Genomic DNA, 18,842 nt, shown 5'->3' on the forward strand with positions numbered 1-18,842 from the left:
GTCATCCACCACCGAAGCGGGCGATGAAGGCGCAATCGATGCGCCTTTTCCAGCGCCCGCTCCACCGCCCCCACCAGCCCAACGCGCCCCAGGCGCCGAGCGCCGCGCCGTCGTCATGGCGGATCAGGTAGAGCGCACGGCGTTGCGGCGACCACGCCTGCAACGGCGCGCCGCGCAGCGCGCGCAGCAGGTTCTCCGCCAGCGGCGGGCCGGCGCGCACCGCATAGACGCCCGACTTCGGCCGCCCCTGCGGCAGCGCTGCGCAGTCGCCGGCGGCAAACACGCCGGGATGGGATAGCGACTGCAGGCAGGCGTCGACCGCCACGAAGCCTGCAGCGTCGGTAGCCAGCCCGCCCTCGCCCAGCCAGCGCGGCGCTGCCGCGCCGGCCGCAAGGATGATCTGCGCCGCCGGCAGATGGCTGCCGCAATCCAGCCGCACGCCCTGCGCGTCGATGGCGACGACGCGGCTGTGGCCGCGCCAGCGGATGCCCTGCTCACGCAACAGGGCGGCGGCACGCCACTGCACGATGGCCGGCATGCCGGCGAGCGGGCGGGCCGCGGCGCCGAGCAACTGCAACGCCGGCCCCTTGGCGCCACCGCCGCGCAGGCGCGCCGCACAGGCAAAGGCCAGTTCCACCGCAGCAGCGCCGCCGCCGACGATGGCAAGGCCGTGGGGCGACGCCGCCGCGGCCTGCAGGGCGGCATCGAGACGGGCAACGAAACCTTCCAGCGGGCGCACCGCCAGCGCGTACCCGGCAGCGCCCGGCAACTCCGCGCCGCGGCTGACGGAGCCGACGTCGATGGAGAGCACATCCCACTCCAGCGTGCTGCCGTCGGCCAGCCACAGGCACCGCGCACCGGCATCGAGACGCAGTGCGGCCTGTTGCACGAAGCGCACCCCGGCGCGTGCGGCGAGCGCCGCCAGCGGCAGCGCACAGGCCTCGATGGCGTATTCCCCGGCGATCCAGCCCGGCACCATGCCGGAATAGAGCTGGCGCGCGTGCGGCGACACCAGCACCACCTCGACGCCGCCGGGGCGTTCGGCGGCGAGACGGTCGAGGACGTGGACATGGGCGTGACCGCCGCCGAGCAGCACCAGGCGCTTCACCGCTCCGCCTCCAGCGCGGCCAGGCGCAGCAGGTCGGCAGGCCGGTCGACGTCCCACAGGCAGGCCGGCTCCGCCCAGCGCAGCGCGCTGGCGCGCAGGCGCGCGCGGGTGGTCTCCATCACCGCGGCGCTGCCCCAGGGCATGGCGGTGAAAGCTTCTTCCGGCACCTGCGTGCGGGTGCCGGCGAGGACGTAGCCGCCATCCTCGGCGGGCAGGAAGACCATCTCCGCGCCCGCGGCGAGGCAGTCCGCAGCCTGGTGCAGATGGGCCACGGTGAGCGCCGGGCAGTCGCTGCCGATGAGCAGGGTGGGCGCCGGCAGCGCGGCCTGCAGGGCGTGAAGCATGCGCGCACCAAGATCCGCGCCGCACTGCGCACGGCAATCCACGCCGCGCCGCGCGAGGGCGCGGAAGAAACGCGCGCTGCAGTCGGGGGCACACCACAGGCTTACCGGCCCGAGCGCCGCGGCATGCGCGGTGGCCAGCGCCCGCAGCACCAGGCGGCGATGCAGACGCGCCGCAGCGGCAGCGCCCAGCGCCGGGATCAGCCGCGTCTTCGCCGCACCGGCGAGCGGCGCGCGCGCGAACACCACCACATGCACCGGGGTCACGGCCGGTAACCGTAGCGCCGGGCGAGCGCGGCGGGATCGGCGCCGAGGCGATAGGCCGCGCGCAGGCGCCACATCAGCCAGATCGTCCGCCACACCCCATGGCGCTCCCAGCGCCGCCCGGAGGTGTGCACGCGGGCACGCAGACAGGCCGGCGCATGGGCGCGCAGCAGCGCGCGCGAAAGGGCGATGTCCTCCATCAGCGCAATCGGCGGATAGCCCCCGACGGCGTCGAAGGCGGCGCGGGTGACGAAGATGGCCTGGTCGCCGGTGGCAATGCCGGTAAAGCGCGAACGCCGGTTCATCGCCGCGGCGATCACCGGCAGCATCCAGTGGCCACCGTCGATATCGACGTCGAAACGCCCCCACTGACGGCCCGCCGACACCACCCCGGCGATGATGCGGTCGGCCCCTGCGGGCAGCACGGTGTCCGCATGCAGAAAGAGCAGCACCCGCCCGCTCGCCTGCGCCGCGCCGGCGTTCATCTGGTGGGCGCGCCCGCGCGGGGCGCCGATCACCATGTCGGCGAGCGCGGCAGCGCGGTCGGGGGTGCCGTCGCTGCTGCCGCCATCGACGACGATGAGCTCCACGCCGCGCGCGCGCAGCGCCTGCAGACGGTCGAGCGCGGCGTCGATGGTGGCGGCCTCGTCGAGCACCGGGATGATCACCGACAAGGCCTTCACGATGCCCCTCCGGCGCTGCGGCGGGCGCGAACCTGATCGAAATGGCTGCACGACAAGTACATGCAAACGATACCTTGAGTCCTCATCACCCGCACTTGCGACGGCGCTGCACGCCCCCGCCCCCCAAGCACCACCTCACGGAGTATTCTTGCGCCCGATGCTGCAGCGCATGCCGACGGCAAGTCCGCACGCGCTGCGGATACCTTACCCACTGCACCGGATCCCCGCCATGGAAGCCCTCATTCTGCTCGTTTTTGGCGCCATCATGCTGGTCGGCTTCGTCGGCGGCATCATCGGTGGCCGTATCGGGCGCCGCAAGCTGTCGGAGGACGACGACAACGCCCGCGCGCGCATCGAGCAACGCCTCGATCATCTGCAGCGGGTCCAGAGCGAACTCGCCCGCCGCCTCGCCGACCTCGACGCCCGCCGCGACGCGCCGCCCGCCGCGGCAGCGGCACCACCGCACGATACCGCGGCAGCGGCACCACCGCACGACACCGCGGCAGCGGCACCACCATACGACGCCGCGCCGGCAGCGCCGCTGCCGGTGTTTACTGTCGAGGCTGCCACCGACACGGCGCCGACAGAGTTCGATTTCGACCTCCCCGAGCCGGCCGCCCCGGCCCGGGCCACCGCGCCCACCCCGCCCGCTGCGTCCGCGCCCCGACGCCCCCTGCCGGCGCCCACGGTGCTCCCCGAGCCCCCCACGATCAGCCCCCCGGCGCTGCCCGAGTGGCTGCGCCACTGGCTGTTCGGCGGCAATCTGGTGGTGCGCATCGGCATCGTCATCCTGTTCTTCGGCGTCGCCTTCCTGCTCAAGTTCGCCTACGAGCACGTCCATGTCCCCATCGAACTGCGCCTGAGCGCCACCGCGCTCGGCGCCATCGCCCTCCTCGGCCTCGGCTGGCGCCTGCGCACGCGGCGCGTGGGCTATGCGCTGGCGCTGCAGGGCGGTGGCATCGGTGTGCTCTATCTGGTGGTCTTCGCTGCCTTGCGCCTCTATGAACTGATTCCGGCACCGGCAGCCTTTGCGCTGCTGGTCGCCATCGCAGTGTGCGCCGGCATCCTGGCACTGCTGCAGGACGGCCGCTCGCTGGCGGTGCTGGGAACGGCCGGCGGCTTTCTCGCCCCCATCCTCGCCTCCACCGGCAGCGGCAGTCACGTCGCGCTGTTCTCCTACTACGCGCTGCTCAATGCCGGCGTGCTGGCCCTGGCCTGGCGGCGCACCTGGCGCGAGCTGAACCTGCTCGGCTTCGCGTTCACCTTCGTCATCGCCACCTTGTGGGGCGCGCAGTACTACCGCGCCGAACTGTTCGCCAGCGTCGAACCCTTCCTGCTGCTCTTCTTCCTGATGTATGTCGCCGTGCCGGTGGGCTACGCGCTGCGCAGCCGGGCCGCCGAGGCCAATGGCGGCAAGATCGCCGCCTACCTCGACGGCACCCTGGTGTTCGGCACCCCGCTGGTCGCCTTCGGCCTGCAGCTGCGTCTGGTGAGCGCCTTCGAGTACGGCGCGGCGTTCAGCGCCCTTGCCCTGGGCATCTTCTACCTCGCCCTGGCGCGGCTGCTGTGGGCGCGCACCGGCCAGCACCTGCGCCTGTTGCTGGAAGCCTTCCTGGCCCTCGGCGTGGTCTTTGCCACCCTCGCCATCCCGCTCGCCTTCGAAGGGCGGTGGACCGCCGCGGCGTGGGCGCTGGAGTCTGCCGCCATCCTGTGGATGGGCCTGCGCCAACGCCGCCTTGCCGCCCGCGCCTTCGCCATCCTGCTGCAGCTCGGCGCCGGCGCGGCGTTCATGATCGACCTGCCCGGCGCCGGCACGCTGGCGGTGCTCAACGCGCAGTTCCTCGGCTGCGCGCTGATCGCCGCTGCGGGGCTGTTCAGCGCCTGGCTCATCCACCGCCACGGCGACATCGTGCATCCGCTCGAACGGGCGGCGGCCCCCGTGCTGCTGGGCTGGGGCCTGCTGTGGTGGGGAAGCGCCGGCGTGCTGCAGATCGACGGCCACCTGCCGGCGCACCTGTTCGCCAACAGCGCGCTGCTCTTCGCCGCCCTCTCGGCAGTGGCTCTGGCCACGCTGGCGCGGCGCACCGCATGGGCGGCGGGCAATGCCGCCGCGGTGCTGATCTCGCCGCTGCTCGCCATCGCCGCGCTGGCCGCCGCCGGCGCAAGCACCAACCCGCTCGCCGCGCTCGGCTGGCTGGCCTGGCCGACGGCGCTGGGCGCGCACCTGTACGCCCTGCGCGGACACGATGAGGCCTATCCGCGGGCGATCGGCTGGCTCCATGCGCTCGGCGTCTGGGTGCTGGCGCTGGTCGCCGGAGTGGCCGCGGCGCGCGCCATCGACGGCGTGGTGGACGGTGCTTCGAGCTGGGCGGTGCTGGGCCTGGCGCTGGTCCCCGGTGCCGTGCTGGCCGCGCTTGTGCATCTGCGCGAGTGCGCCCGCTGGCCGCTGGGCGCACAGCGGCGCGCCTATCTGCTGCACGGCGGCGCCCCGGTGGCGGCCTTCCTGCTGCTGTGGGCAATGCTGGCCAACATTGCCAGCCCCGGGCATGCCGACCCACTGCCCTACCTGCCACTGCTCAATCCGCTGGAAATCGGCCTCGCCGGCGCCCTGCTGCTGTGCCTGTGGTGGTATGCCGGCGTGCGTCGCGCCGGCCTCCTCGACGGCGGCGCGGACGCTCAGCGCACGCTCGTCGTGATAGCCGGACTGTGCGCCTTCGCGCTCGCCAATGGCGTGCTGCTGCGCAGCCTCCACCATTTCGCCGCGGTACCGTGGGCGCTCGACGCGCTGGCCGGCTCGCGCCTGGTGCATGCCGCGCTGGCGCTGTTCTGGACCGCCATCGCGCTTGCCGTGATGCTGCTCGCCACCCGCCGCGGCTTGCGCCCGCTGTGGATGGCGGGGGCCGCGCTGATGGCGGTGGTGGTGGTGAAGCTGTTCCTGATCGACCTCTCCAACATCGGCGGCATCGAGCGCGTGGTGTCCTTCCTGGGTGTCGGCGTGCTGATGTTGGTGATAGGCTGGTTCACCCCCGTGCCTCCGAAAACGACCGCCGAGCAGCAATGAGAGACCTCCTCCGCCTTCCCCTCTGGCCCATCCTGGGCATCGTACTGAGCCTGCCGGCACAGGCCGCGCAAGTGGACGACTTCGCCTATGCGGCAGCCATCGAGCTCAGTGCCGGCGCCCCCTTCCAGCGCGTCGAACTGCCGCCGCAGGTGTATCGCAGCCTCACCGACGGTGCGCTTGCCGACCTGCGCGTGTTCAACGGCGCCGGCGAGATCGTCCCCCACGCCTTCGAGCCGCGCGCGCTGACCAGCAGCCTGCCCGCGCGCCCCACCGAGGTGCCGCTGTTCGTGCTCGGCACCGCTGCGGACAGCGGCCGCGCACTGAACCTGCGCGTGGAGACCAGCGACGACGGCACGGTGATCAGCCTGCACGGCGAATCGGGGCGGGCACGCGGCCCGGCGGCGGCATGGCTGGTGGATGCCAGCCAGCTCGGCCAGCGCATCCAGGCCCTCGAACTGAGCCTGGTCGAGCCGGAGCGCCAGTTCTCCGGGCGCATGCGCGTCGAGGCCAGCAACGACCTCGCCCAGTGGCGCACACTGGTGGCCAGCGCACCGCTGCTGCAACTGGCCGCCGAGGACGGCGAGATCGCCCAGTTGCGCATCGAATGGCCGGCCACCCAGGCGCGCTACCTGCGCCTGACCTGGTCGGGCGCGCCGCCCGCCGGCCTGCGTGAGCGCGTCTTCGCCAGCGTGCGGGTGGAGCCGGTGCCGCAACCGCAGGAGGCCGCGCGCAGCTGGCTGAGCCTCGCCGCCCCCGAAGTGCGCGAGGTCGGCGGGCGTCAGGAACTCATCTACGCCCTCCCCGGCGCCGTTCCCACCGACCGCGTGCGCATCGCCCTGCCGCAACCCAACAGCGTGGTCGGCATCGAACTCTTTGCGCGCGCCCGCAAGGACGCCCAGTGGCGCTCGCTCGGCCGTCACCAGCTGTACCGCCTCAGCGAGGGCGGCGAGGAACGCCGCAACCCCGACATCCACGCCGAGCCGGTCGGCGAGCTGATGTTGCGCGTGGATGCGCGCGGCGGCGGCTTCGGCAGCGGCCTGCCGGCACTCGACATCGGCTGGGTGCCGCACCGTCTGGTCTTCGCCGCCCGCGGCGAGGGCCCCTTCACGCTGGCCTGGGGGCGCCACAACGCCAGCCCCGGCGACTACCCCATCGCCAGCCTGGTACCCGGCTACGGTCGCGACGACGGCAGCCCGCCGGCCATCGCCGACGCCCGTCTCGGCGAGGCGCGCAGCGCCGGCGGCGAAGAGCGCCTGCGCGCGCCGCTGGATGCGCGGCGGCTGATGCTGTGGAGCGTGCTCGTCGGCGCCGTGCTGATCCTCGCCCTGATGGCCTGGCGAATGAGCCGGCTGATCCAGTCCTCGGACAACTAGCCCGCATGTCTCACCCCGTCCCTACTGCGGGTGCCGATGCGCTCGCCGTGGCACGCCGTACTCGCTCGCGCCGCCTCGACGTAGTGTCAGCTACGCCTTCGGCGCCGCTCGCTCCGTGCGGCGCACCACGACGGCGCCTCGGCCCCCTCGTGACGTGCCAGTGTGAGAAATGCGGGCCAGCCCGCCTGACCCGCTGATGCGGGATTTCCCGCGTTCTCGCTGCTGCGCGGCGGCCCTATCATGCCGCCCATGGCACCCACCCCTTCCACCCCCCGCCACAATCTGCTCGAAGACGCCCAGGGCCTGTTCGCCGGGGCGCTCTTCGTCGCCCTCGCGGTGGTCTTCTTCAAGCACGCCGGCGTAATCACCGGCGGCACCGCCGGGCTGGCGCTGCTGCTGCACTACGCCAGCGCGCAGAATTTCGGCGTGCTGTACTTCGCCATCAACCTGCCGTTCTACGTCTTTGCGGTAAGGGCGATGGGGTGGGAATTCACCATCAAGACCTTCTGCGCGGTGGTCCTGCTGGCACTGTTCAGCGAGTGGCTGCCGCAGGTGATCAGCATCGACTCCATCCACCCGGTATTTGCCGCGCTGATGGGCGGCCTGCTCGCCGGCACCGGACTGCTGATGCTGATCCGCCACCATGCCAGCCTCGGCGGCATCGGCGTGCTGGCGATCTGGCTGCAGCGCACGCGCGGCTGGCGCGCCGGCACCGTGCAGATGATCGCCGACTGCCTGATCCTCGCCACCGCGCTGCTGTGGGTTTCGCCCTGGCTGGTGGCGCTGTCGGTCCTCGGCGCCCTGGCGGTGAACATGGTGATCGCCATCAATCACCGCCCCGGACGCTACTTCGGCATGTAGGGGCGGCGATGCTCATCGCCGAAAGCGGGCGCTGCCCGACCTGCCGGCGCTGGGGCGGCTGCCGCGAGGCCGCCGCCGACGGCAGCACGGTGCTCCCCGATCCGGCACGGCTGCGCGGCCCGTGCATCGAAGGGCCGTGGCACGGCAGCCTGCGCGGGCCACGCAACGCGTGTGGGCAATGGGTGGACTGGCTGGCCACCGACGATTTAACAAAAGTTATAGCAGCAAAGAAATCGGGCTGATAGCCTTGCGCATAACATACCGTTCTCAGGAGCCCCTCCGCGTGCCCAAGCCCCTGCGTCCCGCCGCGTACCGTCTGTTCGTCTGGCTTGCGGCCGCAGTGCTGTTCGTTGCGGCGGGCCTGCCAGCCCGCGCGGCGCCACCGGCAGAGGACGGCGCCGCGCTGCCGGTCGCCCGCATCGCCATCCTGTCCTTCCGCAGCAAGGAGATCACCCTGGCGCGCTGGCAGCCGCTGATCGATCACCTGAATGCCGAGATTCCGCGGGTCCGCTTCGAGCAGCACGCCTACAGCAACCGCGAAATGGACGCCGCGGTGGCCCGCGGTGAAGTCGATTTCGTCTTCGTCCAGCCCTCGCACTATGTCGTACTGACCTACACCCACCGGCTCTCCTCTCCATTGGCAACCCTGGTCAACCGCGAGGGTGGCGAAGCAGTCAGCATGTTCGGCGGGGTGATCTTCAGCCGCGCCGAGCGTGCAGACATAGAGGGCCTCACCGACCTGCGCGGAAAGACCGTCGCCACGCCGGATATCAGCGGTCTCGGCGGCTTTCAGATGCAGGCCTATGAACTGCTGCAGCACGGCCTGCGGCCGTTCAGGGATTACCAGGTACTGGAAACCGACCAGCCGCAGGACCGCGTCGTCGAGGCGGTGCTCTCCGGGCGCGCTGACGCGGGCTTCGTGCGCACCGGCCTGCTGGAGGCGATGCAGGCGGCTGGCAAACTCGAAGCCGGTGCCGTCAAGGTGGTGGCGGCGCGCCGTCACCAGCAGTTCCCCTTTCCGTCATCGACGGCGCTGTACCCGGAGTGGCCATTTGCGGCGATGACCCACGTCGACCGCGACCTTGCCCGTCAGGTTGCTTCGACGCTGCTGTCGATTCCCCACGACGGCGATCTGGCGCGCCAGATGCGCATCTCCGGGTTCACCATTCCCGGCGACTACCGCAGCATCGACCATCTGCTGCGCGACCTGCGCCTGCCGCCCTTCGACCAGTTGCCCGAGTTCACTCTCGCCGAGGTATGGAAACGCTGGCAGTCCGCCTGGCTCAGCCTCATCGCCGCCATCGCCTCCTTGCTGCTGTTCAGCGTCATCCGCCTGCTCGGCCGCAACCGCGAACTGCTCGCCATCCAGCACCGCCTGGAAGACTCCGCGCGCGAGATCGCCCGCCTCGGGCAAGCCGTCGAGCAAAGTCCGGAGAGCATCATCATCACCGACCTCGACGGCAACATCCTCTACGTCAACCGCGCCTTCGAGACCAGCACCGGCTACACTGCAAAGGAGGTCATCGGCCTCAACCCGCGCATTTTCAAGAGCCCGCGCACCGCCCCTGAAGTCCATGCCGGGCTGTGGGCAACACTGTCCGGCGGCGGCATCTGGCAGGGCGAGCTGGCCAATCTGAGGCGCGACGGCAGCGAGTTCCAGGAGTCGGCGATCATTTCCCCGATCAAGGATGCCGACGGCAGGGTATTCGGCTATCTGGCCGTGAAGCAGGACATCACCGCGCGCAAGGAGGCCGAGGAGCGCATCCATCGCCTGGCCTACTACGACAGTCTCACCGGACTGCCCAACCGTGGCCGCCTCAACGAGCTGCTCGCCCACTGCCTTGCCGCCACGCCCCGCATCGACCATGGCGACGCGCTGCTGCTGGTCAATATCGACCGTTTCAAGCTCATCAACGACGCCCGCGGGCACCAACTCGGCGATGCCCTGCTCACTGCGCTTGGCCGACGCCTGGACGAGCGCGTCGGCGAGGCCGGCAGCGTCGCGCGCATGGGCGCAGACGAGTACGCCATCCTGCTGCCGCAACTGGGCGCGGACGAAGCCGCCACCGCGGCCGCTGCCCGCCAGTGGGCAGATCGCCTGATCGCCAGCGTGGCACAACCCCTGCATATCGACGACGAAGCCATCACGGTCACCTTCAGCATCGGCGTGGCGACCTTTCCCGACCCTGCCGACAGCACCACGGCCGACGTCCTGCGCCGCGCCGACACCGCCCTGCACCGCGCCAAGGATGGCGGTGGCAACCAGGTCGCAGTGTTCGAATCGCACATGGGCGAAGCCATCGCGCAGAGCTTCCGTATCGAGGCCGAACTGCGCCATGCGCTCGCCCACGGGGAACTGCAGCTGCACCTGCAGCCGCAGACCCTGCCCGACGGCACACTCTCCGGCGCGGAAGTACTCGTGCGCTGGCAGCATCCGCTCGAAGGACCGATTCCACCCGGGCGCTTCATCCCGGTCGCCGAGCAGTCCGACCTCATCGTCGAGCTCAGCGCCTTCATCTTCCGCGAAGCCTGCCTGCTGCTCGCCCGCCTGCAGGCCGCCGGGGTCGACCTGCGGCTGTCGGTCAACCTCAGCCCGCGCCACTTCCGCAAGCACAGCTTCATCCCCTGGCTGAAAGGCTTGCTGGCCGATACCGGGGCCGACCCTCACCGCCTCACCCTTGAAGTCACCGAGGGCCTGTTCATCGACAACCTCAGCGAAACCGCGGCGCGCATGGACGAGCTGTGTGCCCTCGGCATCCACTTCTCGATCGACGATTTCGGTACCGGCTACTCCTCGCTGGCCTACCTTAAGCGTCTGCCGATCCGCGAGCTGAAGATCGACAAGGGCTTCATCCAGGACGCCCCCAGCGACCCCGACGACGCCGCGCTGGTCGATGCCATCCTCGCAGTGGCGCAGAACCTGCACCTGGAGGTAGTCGCCGAAGGCATCGAGACCCCCGAGCAGGCTACCTTCCTCAGCACCCGCGGGCGCATCATCCGCCAGGGTTACCTGTTCGGCCGCCCCGAACCCGCTGAACTGTGGCTGCAGCGGTGGACAACACCGCCACTGTAAGGAAACACTGCCCCGCGCGACCAACGGACAGGATCCGGCACGCCCCCGGGTGAGGGTAGTGCTCTGATCTGCGCCCTCCGCGGTCGATCCTGACGCAGACCGGGCAACGGCTGGCACCCCCTCAATTACTGCATGCGAGCGATAACGATGTCCGTCAAGAAACTCTCCCTGGCCGGCTCCCTCGCACTGCTGCTGGCGCTCTGGTTCGCCCTCGATCTCGGTCGTTTCCTCGACCTGCAGACCCTCAAGGACAGCCAGGCCGCCATCGAGGACTTCCGCAGCGCCCGCCCCTGGCTTGCCGCAGGGTTGTACTTCGCCCTCTACGTGCTGGTCACCGCGGTCTCCCTGCCCGGCGCGGCGCTGCTCACCCTGGCCGGCGGCGCGGTGTTCGGCCTGCTGTGGGGCACGCTGATCGTATCCTTTGCGTCCACCGTCGGTGCCACGCTGGCCATGCTGCTCTCGCGCTTCCTGCTGCGCGACTGGGTACAGGCGCGCTTCGGCCGCCATCTGGCGGCGATCGACGACGGCGTGCGCCGCGAAGGCGCCTTCTACCTGTTCACCCTCAGGCTGGTGCCGGTAGTGCCCTTCTTCATGATCAACCTGCTCTTCGGCCTCACCACGCTGCCCGCGCGCACCTTCTTCTGGGTCAGCCAGGCCGGCATGCTCGCCGGCACCGTGGTGTACGTGAATGCCGGCACCCAGCTGGCGCAGATCGACTCGCTCAGCGGCATCCTCTCGCCAGCACTGCTTGCCTCCTTCGTCCTCCTCGGCCTCTTCCCGCTCATCGCCCGCAGAGTGCTCGACAGCATCCGGGCGCGCCGGGTTTACGCGCAATGGCAACGGCCCGCCCGCTTCGATCGCAATCTGGTGGTGATCGGCGGCGGCAGCGCCGGACTGGTCACCGCCTACATCGCGGCCGCAGTCAAGGCCAAGGTGACCCTGGTGGAGAAGCACAAGCTCGGCGGCGACTGCCTGAACACCGGCTGCGTGCCCTCCAAGGCGCTGATCCGTTCGGCCAGATTCCTCTCGCACGTCAGCCGCGCAGGCGAGTTCGGCATGAGCGCTGCCAGCGCCGACTTCCGCTTTGCCGAGGTGATGGAGCGTGTGCAGCGGGTGGTCAGGACCATCGAACCGCACGACTCCGCCGAGCGCTACCGCGGCCTGGGCGTGGACGTCGTCCAGGGCACGGCGCGCATCGTCACGCCGTGGGAAGTGGAGATCACCGCAGACGACGGCAGCACCCGCCGCCTGAGCACGCGCAGCATCGTCATCGCCGCCGGGGCCCGCCCCTGTGTGCCGCCGATACCGGGCATCGAAGAGGTCGGCTACCTCACTTCCGACACCGTCTGGAACCTGCGCGAGGCCCCCGGCCGCCTGCTGGTGCTCGGCGGCGGCCCCATCGGCGCCGAACTCACCCAGGCCTTTGCGCGCCTGGGCGCCAGGGTCACCCAGGTCGAGCGTGGCGCGCGCATCCTGCCGCGCGAGGACGAAGACGTGTCGCAGGCGGTGACGGCGCGCTTCGCCGCCGAGGGCATCGACGTACTGACCGGCCACGACGCCCGCCGCTTCATCATCGACAAGGGCGAAAAAGTGCTGATTGCCGACCACCACGGCAGCGCGGTACGCATCCCCTTCGACACCCTGCTGGTGGCGGTCGGGCGCACTGCCAACCTTAGCGGCTACGGGCTCGACACCCTGGGCATCCCCACCGGCAGAACCATCGCCACCAATGCCTGGCTGCAGACCAACTACCCCAACATCTATGCCGCCGGCGACGTCGCCGGCCCCTACCAGTTCACCCACACCGCCGCGCATCAGGCCTGGTACGCGGCGGTGAACGCCTTGTTCGACCCCTTGAAGAAGTTCAAGGCCGACTACCGGGTGATCCCCTGGGCCACCTTCGTCGAACCCGAAGTCGCCCGCGTCGGCCTCAACGAACTGGAAGCACGCGAACACGGCATCGCCTGCGAAGTCACCCGCTACGGCATCGACGACCTCGACCGCGCCATCGCCGACAGCGAGGCCCACGGCTTCGTCAAGGTACTCACCGAACCGGGGCGCGACCGCATCCTCGGGGTGACCATCGTCGGCGAACACGCCGCCGACCTGATCGCCGAATACGTGCTGGCGATGAAACACGGCATCGGCCTCAACAAGATCCTCGGCACCATCCACATCTACCCCACCCTCGCCGAGGCCAACAAGTACGCTGCCGGCGAATGGAAACGCGCCCACGCACCGCAAAAGCTGCTCGCCTGGGTGGAACGCTTCCACGCCTGGCGCCGGGGGTGAGGCCATGAGGATCCTGCGCACTCTTCTCGCCTGTCTCTTGCTGTCCGCTCCGGGCATGCACGCTGCGGCCTTCGACCACACCCACAGCCAATGGTCCAGCTTGCTCGATCGCCATGTCCGCCTGCTGGCAGACGGCAACGCCAGCCAACTCGACTATCGCGGCATGGCGCGCGACCGTGCGGCCCTGCAGGGCTATCTCGACGCACTGGCGACGGTAACGCCGGCCGAGTACGAGCAGTGGCACCGCGACCAGCGCCTCGCCTTTCTGATCAATGCCTACAACGCCTGGACGGTGGAGCTGGTGCTCGGTGGCTATCCGGGCATCACTTCCATCAAGGAGCTCGGCAGCTTCCTGCGCTCGCCGTGGAAGCGCCGCTTCATTCCGCTGCTCGGCAACCGTCTCTCGCTCGACGACATTGAACACGGCATGATCCGCGCCCCCGGCGCCTTCGACGAGCCCCGCATCCACTTCGCCGTGGTGTGCGCCTCGGTCGGCTGCCCGATGCTGCGCCCGCACGCCTACACCGCGGACGCCCTCGACGCTCAGTTCGAAGACAGCTTGCGGCGCTTTCTCGCCGACCGCACCCGCAACCGTTTCGACGCCGGACGGGGCGTTCTGCAAGTCTCGAAAATCTTCGCCTGGTACCGCGGGGATTTCGCATCCGGCCACCGCGGCTTCGATTCGCTGCACCACACCTTTGCCCGCCACGCCGACGCACTGGGCATGGACGCATCCCAACGACAGGCAATGCTGAGCGGCGCGTACCGCATCGAGTACCTCGACTACGACTGGAGCTTGAATGACACGCCCGCGTACCTTGAGCGGTAGCGCCGATCACCGCCCTGGCGAGGCATCGACCCGAGCCCGCGAGGCCTTTTGAGGTAATGTATCGAGAGCCCGCAACGCATGCTGAGCTTCATCGTCTCGCACGCCCTGATCTGCGCCGAGCCCGAGCTACGCGCAGCGCATACGGAATCACCATGACCGGCCGCCACACCACGCCCCCCGCTACCGCGCCCCTGCCCTTGCTCAGCGACCCGGCGCTGCTGAGCGAGCTGCACCGCGACATGCTGCGCTTTGCCCGCCTGCAGCTGCGCGACGCCGAACTCGCCGAGGATGCCGTACAGGAAGCCATCGAGGCGGCCCTGATGAACGCCGCCACCTACGCCGGTACGGCCACGCTGAAAACCTGGGTATTCGGCATCCTGCGCAACAAGATCATCGACATCCTGCGCCGCGGCAGCCGCTCACCCTTGCTCAGCACGGTCATCGGCAGCGACAACGACGACGAAGACGGCGCCATCGACGCCCTCTTCCGCGCCAATGGCCACTGGCACCCCGGGAGCCGCCCGGCGGCTTGGGCAGCACCGGAGGAATCGCTGGAGAACAAGCAGTTCTGGGCGGTATTCGAAGCCTGCCTTGATCACCTCGCGGAGAACGTCGCGCGAGTGTTCATGATGCGCGAGATGCTCGGCCTGGAAACCGCCGAGATCTGTGCCGAGCTCGGCATCACCGCGAACAACTGCCACGTCATCCTGCACCGCGCCCGCACCGGCCTGCGCGGCTGTCTGGAGAGCAACTGGTTCGTCAAGGGAGCGTGCCGCACATGTTGAGCTGCAAGAAAGCCTCCCGTCTGTGCTCCGAGGCCCTTGACCGCGAACTCGGCCTGCGCGAGCGGCTTGCCTTGCGCATGCATCTGATGATGTGTTCTGGATGTACCAATTACCACGACCAGATGGCCTTCATCCGCCGCGTGACGACCCGCTTCGCAGACGGCGACCTGCCGCCGCATGGCGAGACGGGAAGCTGTAGCGAGGACACCCCGGAAAACAGATGAGCCCGCGCATCACCCCGCGATTGCAAGCAGCTCACCAAGCGGCGCCCGCGCCGCCGCGCCCTGCACGACGCGCGCGATCAACGCTTCGTCGGCAACCGCTTCGAGTGCCGCCGCGCTGCCGCGCTCTCCGGTCGGCACCGCCTGCGGAAGGCCGGCGTCGCCCGCCTCCAGGCGGTACTCGCCACTGCAGGCACGGCAGTAGACATGCTCGCCGGCCTGCGCCTCGCGCCGCACCACCAGCGTAGGGCCGCACATCACGCAGTTCTGCAGCGGAATGCCGTCGTCGCTGTGCCCGGCGACATGGGCCAGCGCACCGCTGCGGCCCAACTCCATGAAGCTCAAACCGAGGTCCATGTCGAACTGCTTGCCGAGGCTCCCGGCGATGATCTCAAGCGCGCGCTCGATGCGCATGCCCGCACGGTAGGGACGGGTGCTGGTCATGGCATCGAAGGCATCGCAGACGCCTACGATACGGGCGTCGACAGGGATGGCCCCAGCGGCGAGTCCATGCGGATACCCTCCGCCGTCCGGGGTTTCGTGGTGATGCAGCACTGCCGGGCGCACCAGCGCGGCCAGAGGATGAGCGGACAGCAGACGGGCGCCGACTTCCGGGTGGGTGCGGATGACCTCGAACTCTTCGTCGGTGAGCCTGCCGGGCTTGCGCAGGATCGCGTCGGGGATGCCGATCTTACCCAGGTCGTGCAGGAAGCCGCCGATCTCCACCCGCGCCAGCGCCGCGCCGCTCAGGCCCGCCGCTTCGCCCAGCATCGCGGCGTAGCGGGACACACGCCACAGATGGCCGCCGGTGTAAGGATCGCGCGCCTCCACCACCCATGCCATCACCAGCAGGCTGGCCAGCAGCTTGTCGGCGCCTTCAGCGTGCGAGCGGCCGGTACGACCGACAAGCCGATTCCACAGTCCCATCTCAGTTCTCCCTTCCCTTGTCCGTTCTCTTGTCCGTGGCGGGTGCGACCAAGCAGCTATAGCCCGCGAGCGCGGGCGTGCGGATGCGTACCGGACTGTGTGCAGACGCCATCAGCCGCCGCGCCAGGGCGGCCGGCACGCAGGTTGCGTCGGGCGGCACCCCACCCACCGCCATGAAGGCGCTGCGGCGCACGAACAGCGGGTGGGTGCGATGCAGACCCGCGCGCCGGCTTGCCCGCAGCCTGATCCAGGCAGTGGCGAACCACCCGCGCATTCCCCGCGTGCAGCGCACGTCGAACCAGCCCCAGTCGCCGCCGTTCAGTTCCAGCGCGTCCTCCACCAACTGATCGGCGAAAGACGGCAGCAGCACGCCCTCGGGCAGCAGAAGCAGCACATCGGCACGCGCGAAGGCCGCCGCGGCGTTGTATTGCGCGGGCAGCGCTGCGGGCACGATGAGCAGGCGCGAGGCCATGTGGCGCAGCATCCCTGCCGCATTCGCAGCGGCCGCCCCCCTGCTTGCGATCAACTCCACGCCGCAACTGCGCAGCGGCGCCATCAGGCGCAGTTGCGCATATGCGCGCGCTGCATCCTGCGCGACCGGCAGCAGCACCGAGAGGCGGGGCGCCGGCTCGCACGTGCGCTCCGCATCGAGACCGTCGTCAGCGCACCGGCCGTTCATCGCCGCCCCCGCTGCGCACAGCCGCCGCCCCCTGCTCATGCTCCGGCCCGTCCGCGATACGCGCGTAGTAGGACAGCCAGGCGTCCGAGCCCGCGGGCCAGTTCGTCAGGAAGGCGGCACGCCAGCGCTCATCGTCGTAATGGACCGCCAACGCATCAATGTGCACGCCCTGCCACACCGTGCCGTAGAGCGGCGCAACGCACGGCGGCCGCAGCGCGATGCGGGTGATCGTCCCGGCCCGCTGCCCGGCAAAGTTGGGCATGCCGGCGGCACCGTTGTTGATCAGGACACCACCCGCGTATCGACGCAGCAGGGGCAGGCAGGTATGGGTGGAGGCAAACACCGCCACCCCGGCCGCAACGAAGGCGTCCTCGATCCACTGCCGCCCGGCCGGAGCGTCCGCACCTTCGACGCCGAAGCGCCAGCCCGCCAGCGATTCGGCGTCGCCATGCACCACCCCCACGGCAAGCCCGCCCACCCGGTAGCGGGCGAACATCGGCAGCTCGGCAAGCCGCGCGAGGACTTCGGGAAAAGCCGCCGCAGTGGCCCGCAGGCGCGCGTGGATGCGGTTGGAGCGCTGCACCACCGCCTCCGGCACGTCGGCCGGATAGGCGCAGCCGCAACCGGCCTCAAGTCCGTCGGCGCCAAGCTCCGCCTCCACGTTGCCAAGGATGGCCTCGTGCGCCAGCACCCGCCGGTTGATCTCCTCGAAGCCCGCCGGATCGACGTTGAACCAGTTGAAATCGCCATTGAATACCAGCCGCACCGGCCCCGGCTCGGCGGCTGCCAGCACCTCGATGGCATCCAGCGCTGCGAGATTGCCGTACAGCCCGCCGATCACGTACAGCGTCTCGGCCTCGCGCACCGGGGCCGCGGCCAAGGCTGCCGCACCGTAGCGGTAGCGCAGCGGACAGCTGCGACCCGGCACGCTCATGCCCCCGCTCCGGCCTGGGTGGAGCGCCGCCCGCCGAATGCCAGCGGCACCATGAAGCCAGCAAAGCACAAGACCAGGCCGTACAGGTTGGTGCCCAACAGCAACGCGTACTTGCCCTCGCCGATCGCCCAGACGGACGGAATCTGCCCGGCGGCAAGCAGCACGCCCAGGCTCATGCCGGTCCAGAAGCTCAGATGGAAGGACAGCGGCGAGTAGGCCACCCGGCGCGCCAGCAGGAACACCGGCGCCAGGCCGATCACCATGGTGCCGCTGATGGTGGTCGCCTTGAGGATGTCGGTGCCGGCAATCATCGGCAGGTTGCCGACCACCGCAAACAGCCCCATCGCCACCGCGCCGACCAGCACCGGGCGGCGCAGGCCGTCCCGTCCGGCGAGCTGCGGCAGGTCGTGGGCCACCGACTTCGACAGCGCGCTGAAGGTGGAATCCAGCGTGGACGCCGCCGAGGAGATCATCACCACAGCCATCGCAAAGAAGCCGGCGACACCGAGCATGCGCGCAACATCAGCGGGCACATTGCCGGAGGGCGGCAGGCCTTCCAGACGCGCATGCACCCCTACCAGGCTGAACGCCAGGATGGCGAAAAAGCCCAGCACGCCGGCGACAATGAAGGCGCGCAGCATGGTCTTCTCGCGGGTAACGAAGCCGCGGTCGGTAAGCACCGGATCGTGGAAGGGATAGGACAGCACCTGCAGCAAGGCCACCAGCAGCAGGTCCACCCCCGCCCCCAGGGCGAAGCTGCCTTCGCTGAGCAGACGTGCCGGACCATGTGTGGGCACCACCCAGAGCAGCGTGAGGCCGAGGAAGAGCACGAACACCACCGCCTGGATCACATCGGTAAAGATCGAGCTGCGCAGCCCGCCCTTGAGACTGTAGAACAGCACCGCGGCAGTGAACAGCAAGGCGGCGGCGATGAACGCGCTGGAACCACCCTCGCCGTAGTAGCCGCCGACTACCGCGGTGTTGCTCCACACCTCGTTGAACAGACGCACCAGGATGGCCAGCGAGAAGGCCAGCGCCGCGCCGCGGCCGTACTTGCCGACCAGGAAGGACACCAGACCGGCAGCACCTTCCTGCGTGCGCAGGCGATAGATCACCCAGCCGGCCAGCGGGATCGACAGCCAGTAGGCGGCATAGGCCAGGCCGCCGACGATGCCGTAGGCCGCACCCAGGTTGGCGGCATTGGTCACCGACTTGGCGAATATCCAGCTGATGAACACGCTCATCATCAGCGCCCATTCCGAGGCCGGGCGCCCCGCCTCGTCGTGCCCGCGAAAGAAGCCGCCCTCGTCGCGTGCGCGCGGCGACACCCAGTACATCACCACCCCGAACACCACCAGGAAAGCCCAGAAGAACACACCCTGCATGTCGCTCATCGGCATCATGGCCGCCT

The 18,842-nt window shown here is 69.9% G+C and carries 16 protein-coding genes; 9 read left to right on the forward strand and 7 right to left on the reverse strand.

Annotation, left to right across the window (positions count from 1 at the left end; all coding sequences use genetic code 11):
- Position 1: 1 nt before the first annotated feature.
- Genes C8261_RS15095 through C8261_RS15105 form a run of 3 tightly spaced genes read right to left on the reverse strand, consistent with a single transcriptional unit; the run spans position 2 to position 2,396 of the window.
- Positions 2 to 1,108, reverse strand: coding sequence for an FAD-dependent oxidoreductase (locus C8261_RS15095; protein ID WP_181358960.1), 1,107 nt, complete (start codon positions 1,106 to 1,108; stop codon positions 2 to 4).
- Positions 1,105 to 1,716 (reverse strand): TIGR04282 family arsenosugar biosynthesis glycosyltransferase, encoded by a 612-nt coding sequence (locus tag C8261_RS15100; RefSeq protein WP_235864943.1) that lies wholly within the window; start codon positions 1,714 to 1,716, stop codon positions 1,105 to 1,107. The genes C8261_RS15095 and C8261_RS15100 overlap by 4 nt, the downstream gene beginning before the upstream one ends.
- Positions 1,713 to 2,396 carry a TIGR04283 family arsenosugar biosynthesis glycosyltransferase gene (locus C8261_RS15105; RefSeq protein WP_107494559.1) on the reverse strand — a complete coding sequence of 228 codons (684 nt, stop codon included), beginning with the start codon at positions 2,394 to 2,396 and terminating at the stop codon, positions 1,713 to 1,715. Before C8261_RS15105 ends, C8261_RS15100 begins: the two co-directional genes overlap by 4 nt.
- A gap of 229 nt (positions 2,397 to 2,625) precedes the next feature.
- Here C8261_RS15105 and C8261_RS15110 point away from each other — a divergent pair, with 229 nt between their 5' ends.
- The 9 genes from C8261_RS15110 to C8261_RS15150 all read left to right on the forward strand — a co-directional run bounded on the left by C8261_RS15110 (position 2,626) and on the right by C8261_RS15150 (position 14,894).
- Complete coding sequence (locus C8261_RS15110) at positions 2,626 to 5,457, forward strand: DUF2339 domain-containing protein (RefSeq protein WP_107494560.1); 2,832 nt, start codon at positions 2,626 to 2,628, stop codon at positions 5,455 to 5,457.
- A complete protein-coding gene (locus C8261_RS15115; RefSeq protein WP_107494561.1) occupies positions 5,454 to 6,830 on the forward strand; it encodes a DUF3999 domain-containing protein in 1,377 nt (458 codons plus the stop codon). Before C8261_RS15110 ends, C8261_RS15115 begins: the two co-directional genes overlap by 4 nt.
- 249 nt (positions 6,831 to 7,079) lie before the next feature.
- Positions 7,080 to 7,691, forward strand: coding sequence for a YitT family protein (locus tag C8261_RS15120; RefSeq protein WP_181358961.1), 612 nt, complete (start codon positions 7,080 to 7,082; stop codon positions 7,689 to 7,691).
- A gap of 8 nt (positions 7,692 to 7,699) precedes the next feature.
- Positions 7,700 to 7,933: a hypothetical protein gene (locus C8261_RS15125; RefSeq protein ID WP_107494562.1), complete on the forward strand. Its 234-nt coding sequence runs from the start codon at positions 7,700 to 7,702 to the stop codon at positions 7,931 to 7,933.
- Positions 7,934 to 7,974: 41 nt separating this feature from the next.
- On the forward strand, positions 7,975 to 10,764 hold the full coding sequence (locus tag C8261_RS15130) for an EAL domain-containing protein (protein WP_181358962.1): 2,790 nt from the start codon (positions 7,975 to 7,977) through the stop codon (positions 10,762 to 10,764).
- A gap of 147 nt (positions 10,765 to 10,911) precedes the next feature.
- Positions 10,912 to 13,056 (forward strand): FAD-dependent oxidoreductase, encoded by a 2,145-nt coding sequence (locus tag C8261_RS15135; protein ID WP_107494564.1) that lies wholly within the window; start codon positions 10,912 to 10,914, stop codon positions 13,054 to 13,056.
- A gap of 4 nt (positions 13,057 to 13,060) precedes the next feature.
- The gene (locus tag C8261_RS15140; protein WP_107494565.1) at positions 13,061 to 13,885 is read left to right on the forward strand and encodes a DUF547 domain-containing protein; all 825 of its coding nucleotides are present in this window, start codon (positions 13,061 to 13,063) and stop codon (positions 13,883 to 13,885) included.
- A gap of 152 nt (positions 13,886 to 14,037) precedes the next feature.
- Complete coding sequence (locus tag C8261_RS15145; protein WP_107494566.1) at positions 14,038 to 14,670, forward strand: sigma-70 family RNA polymerase sigma factor; 633 nt, start codon at positions 14,038 to 14,040, stop codon at positions 14,668 to 14,670.
- Positions 14,664 to 14,894, forward strand: a complete 231-nt coding sequence (locus tag C8261_RS15150; protein WP_107494567.1) for a zf-HC2 domain-containing protein — start codon at positions 14,664 to 14,666, stop codon at positions 14,892 to 14,894. Before C8261_RS15145 ends, C8261_RS15150 begins: the two co-directional genes overlap by 7 nt.
- 9 nt (positions 14,895 to 14,903) lie before the next feature.
- Here the strand turns inward: C8261_RS15150 and C8261_RS15155 are convergent, their stop codons facing one another.
- The 4 genes from C8261_RS15155 to C8261_RS15170 are packed head-to-tail and all read right to left on the reverse strand — an operon-like array spanning position 14,904 to position 18,834.
- Positions 14,904 to 15,818 carry an HD-GYP domain-containing protein gene (locus tag C8261_RS15155; RefSeq protein ID WP_107494568.1) on the reverse strand — a complete coding sequence of 305 codons (915 nt, stop codon included), beginning with the start codon at positions 15,816 to 15,818 and terminating at the stop codon, positions 14,904 to 14,906.
- Between the two features lies 1 nt (position 15,819).
- The gene (locus C8261_RS15160; RefSeq protein ID WP_107494569.1) at positions 15,820 to 16,497 is read right to left on the reverse strand and encodes a hypothetical protein; all 678 of its coding nucleotides are present in this window, start codon (positions 16,495 to 16,497) and stop codon (positions 15,820 to 15,822) included.
- Positions 16,478 to 17,431, reverse strand: coding sequence for a metallophosphoesterase family protein (locus C8261_RS15165; RefSeq protein WP_107494570.1), 954 nt, complete (start codon positions 17,429 to 17,431; stop codon positions 16,478 to 16,480). The genes C8261_RS15160 and C8261_RS15165 overlap by 20 nt, the downstream gene beginning before the upstream one ends.
- The gene (locus C8261_RS15170) at positions 17,428 to 18,834 is read right to left on the reverse strand and encodes a sodium:solute symporter family transporter (protein ID WP_219905218.1); all 1,407 of its coding nucleotides are present in this window, start codon (positions 18,832 to 18,834) and stop codon (positions 17,428 to 17,430) included. The genes C8261_RS15165 and C8261_RS15170 overlap by 4 nt, the downstream gene beginning before the upstream one ends.
- Positions 18,835 to 18,842: the final 8 nt, after the last annotated feature.

It is taken from the genome of Pseudothauera lacus (genome assembly GCF_003034845.1).
In the GTDB taxonomy this organism is placed as follows: domain Bacteria; phylum Pseudomonadota; class Gammaproteobacteria; order Burkholderiales; family Rhodocyclaceae; genus Pseudothauera; species Pseudothauera lacus.